At 73.2% G+C, this 2,877-nt stretch carries 2 protein-coding genes; both read right to left on the minus strand.

What is annotated here, in order from left to right; all coding sequences use genetic code 11:
* Positions 1-129: 129 nt before the first annotated feature.
* Positions 130-1,482 carry a sensor histidine kinase gene (locus GKQ77_RS31060; RefSeq protein WP_219692454.1) on the minus strand — a complete coding sequence of 451 codons (1,353 nt, stop codon included), beginning with the start codon at positions 1,480-1,482 and terminating at the stop codon, positions 130-132.
* A gap of 108 nt (positions 1,483-1,590) precedes the next feature.
* Entirely contained in the window at positions 1,591-2,808 is a 1,218-nt protein-coding gene (locus GKQ77_RS31065; RefSeq protein ID WP_219692453.1) for a sensor histidine kinase, read from the minus strand.
* Positions 2,809-2,877: the final 69 nt, after the last annotated feature.

Raw genomic sequence — 2,877 nt, forward strand, 5'->3', positions numbered from 1 at the left:
GGCGGGGGGAGTTCGGCTCTTGCTGTTCGGGTCTTGCGCCGGGGAGGGCCACCCCGTTCCGGTCAGGCCCCGTGCCCGGGGTGCGGCTCGTTCCGGTCAGGCCCCCGCCCAGGGCACGCCCCGTTCCGGTCAGGCCCTGCGCCAAGGCAGTTCCGCCGTGATCGTCGTCGGGCCGCCCTGCGGGGAGTCGACCACGAGGATCCCGTCGACCGCGTCGAGCCGTTCGGCGAGGCCCGCGAGGCCGGAGCCCGCCGACGCGTCGGCGCCGCCGGAACCGTCGTCCGTGACCTGGAGCATCAGCCGGTTCTCGGCGCGCCACACGTCGACCGAGCCCCGCGTCGCCCGGCTGTGCTTGCTGATGTTCTGCAGCAGCTCGGAGACGGTGAAGTACGCGATGCCCTCGATCGCCGCCGCCGGCCGGCTCGCCAGGTCCACCTCGACCTGGACCGGCACGGTGCAGCGCGCGGCCAGCGAGGAGAGCGCCGCGTCGAGCCCGCGGTCGGTCAGGACCGCCGGGTGGATGCCCCGGGCCAGGTCGCGCAGCTCCTGGAGGGCGACCTTCACCTCGCCGTGCGCCTCGCCGACCATGCGGGCCGCCGCCTCGGGGTCCTCGGTCAGCTTCTCCTTGGCGAGGCCCAGATCCATGGCGAGGGCGACGAGGCGGGCCTGCGCGCCGTCGTGCAGATCGCGCTCGATGCGGCGCAGATCCGCGGCGGCGGTGTCCACGACGACACCCCGGTCCGACTCCAGCTCGACGACGCGGGTCGCGAGCCGCGAGGGGCCGAGCAGACCGTGCACCATCAGCCGGTCCACGGTCGTCAGGGCCCGCAGGATCCACGGCGTGGCCAGCGTGATCAGCAGGCCGGTGCCCGCGGTGACGCCGATCTCGAAGGGGTTGTCCAGGTAGACGCGGTGGCCGTCGTCGCCGTAGAGCTGGATGCCGTCCTGGCCTCCGTACATCGGGAAGAGCCAGAACCACAGCGGGTACGTGAGCATCATCCAGCCGTACGCCCAGAAGACGACCGCCACGGTGAACGAGAACAGCGCCCACGGCATCACCAGCACGCAGTAGAGCAGGTGCCGCCAGGACGCGCCGCTCTTCAGGACGGCCCCGATCACCGCCATCGGGCCGCCGCCCTTGGGCCGCAGGGGCTCCGGAGCGGCGACGTCCAGGTCGAGCAGGCCCCGGGCCCGGGTGCGCTCCAGGGCGCCGATACCGCGGCAGCCCGCCAGGGCGCCCGCGAGCACCGGGATGCCGATGAAGGTGATCAGCAGGCCCGCGCCGAGCGAGAACGTCGTGACCGCGAAGACGAAGGAGACGAGCCCGATGGGCAGGCTCAGCAGGATGTAGCCGAACTCCTTCCAGGTGCGCGCCTCGATCGGCGCGCGCAGCCCCGCGGGCAGACGCCGCCTCTCGGCGCCGGTCCCCCGGAATTCCGGCCGGTCCATGTGTGTGTGCCCCTGTCCGTACTCCGCTGCCATCGCTGCCATCCGTCTCTGCTCAACTGCCTGTTTTCCGTACCCCAAGCCTCGCCGCGGGCGCCCTGCCGGGCCATGGAGCGAGTCGGCGTCTTGGAGCGGGGGTTTTCCCTACCTTCCCGGGGCCGCGTCCCCCGCGCGGTCCCGCCACGGCAGCTCCGCCGTGATCGTCGTCGGGCCGCCCGGCGGGGAGTCGATCACGAAGAGGCCGTCGACCGCGCCGAGCCGGTCCGCGAGGCCCGCCATGCCCGTGCCGCCGTCCAGCCGGGCCCCGCCCCGCCCGTCGTCCCACACCTGGATGAGCAGCCGGTCCTTCGCCCGCCACACCTCCACGCTCGCGCTCCTCGCCCCGCTGTGCTTGCTGATGTTCTGCAGCAGCTCGGAGATGGTGAAGTACGCGATGCCCTCGATGGCCGCCGCCGGCCGCGCCGGCAGATCCGCGGTCACCTTCACCGGCACGGTGCAACGGGAGGCGACGGAGGACAGCGCCGCGTTGAGCCCGCGGTCGGTCAGGACAGCGGGGTGGATGCCCCGGGCCAGGTCACGCAGCTCCTGGAGCGCGACCTTCACCTCGCCGTGCGCCTCGTCGACCATGCGGGCCGCGACCTCGGGGTCCTCCAGCAGCTTCTCCTTCGCGAGGCCGAGCCCCATCGCGAGGGCGACGAGGCGGGCCTGCGCGCCGTCGTGCAGATCGCGCTCGATACGGCGCAGATCCGCGGCGGCCGTGTCCACGACCACCCCCCGGTCGGACTCCAGTTCGGCGATACGCCGTTCCAACTCGTCGGAGGGGCAGAGCAGTCCGCGCACCATCGCCCGGTCGACATTGGTCAAGCCCCGCACGATGAAGGGCAGCACGGGCCAGAGCACGATCAGCCCGACCAGCGTGACCGCGAAGGTCAGCACCCCCCACGGCAACCGGATGAACGCGTACAGCATCGCGCGCCACCCCACCGGGTCCCGCAGACTCGACCAGAGCCACCCGAAGACGCCGCTCCCGCCGAACACCGCCATCGGGCTCGGCTCCTCGACCCGCACCCCGAGCAGCTTCCTGGCCCGCGCCCGCTCGGCCCTGCCCAGCAGGCGCGCGCCGAGCAGCGCCGCCGCGAGCAGCGGCAGACCGACGACCGTCACCGTCAGGCCCACGCCGAGCGACAGCGTGACCACCGCGTAGACGAAGCCGGCGATGCCTATCGGCAGGTTCGCGAGGAGGTGGGCGATCTCCTTCCAGGTGTGCCCGTCGTAGGCGAACCGCGCGGGCGGCGGCCGGTCGTCGTCGAGCGGCCCGCCGACCGGGCGGTCTTCGGACAAGGGCATGGTGCGTGCGGTCATACGCGCCAGAGTGCCCGGCGCGCCGCCGTAACGCCATGAGGGTCCCGCCCGAGCCACCCGGGGGATAAC

This window comes from Streptomyces anatolicus, assembly GCF_019400875.1.
GTDB classification, from domain to species: domain Bacteria; phylum Actinomycetota; class Actinomycetes; order Streptomycetales; family Streptomycetaceae; genus Streptomyces; species Streptomyces anatolicus.

Bases quoted from the DNA above. Each gene is read 5' to 3' on its own strand.
- GKQ77_RS31060 (WP_219692454.1), bottom strand. From the start codon at position 1,482: ATGGCAGCGGAGTACGGACAGGGGCACACACACATGGACCGGCCGGAA.
- GKQ77_RS31065 (WP_219692453.1), bottom strand. From the start codon at position 2,808: ATGACCGCACGCACCATGCCCTTGTCCGAAGACCGCCCGGTCGGCGGG.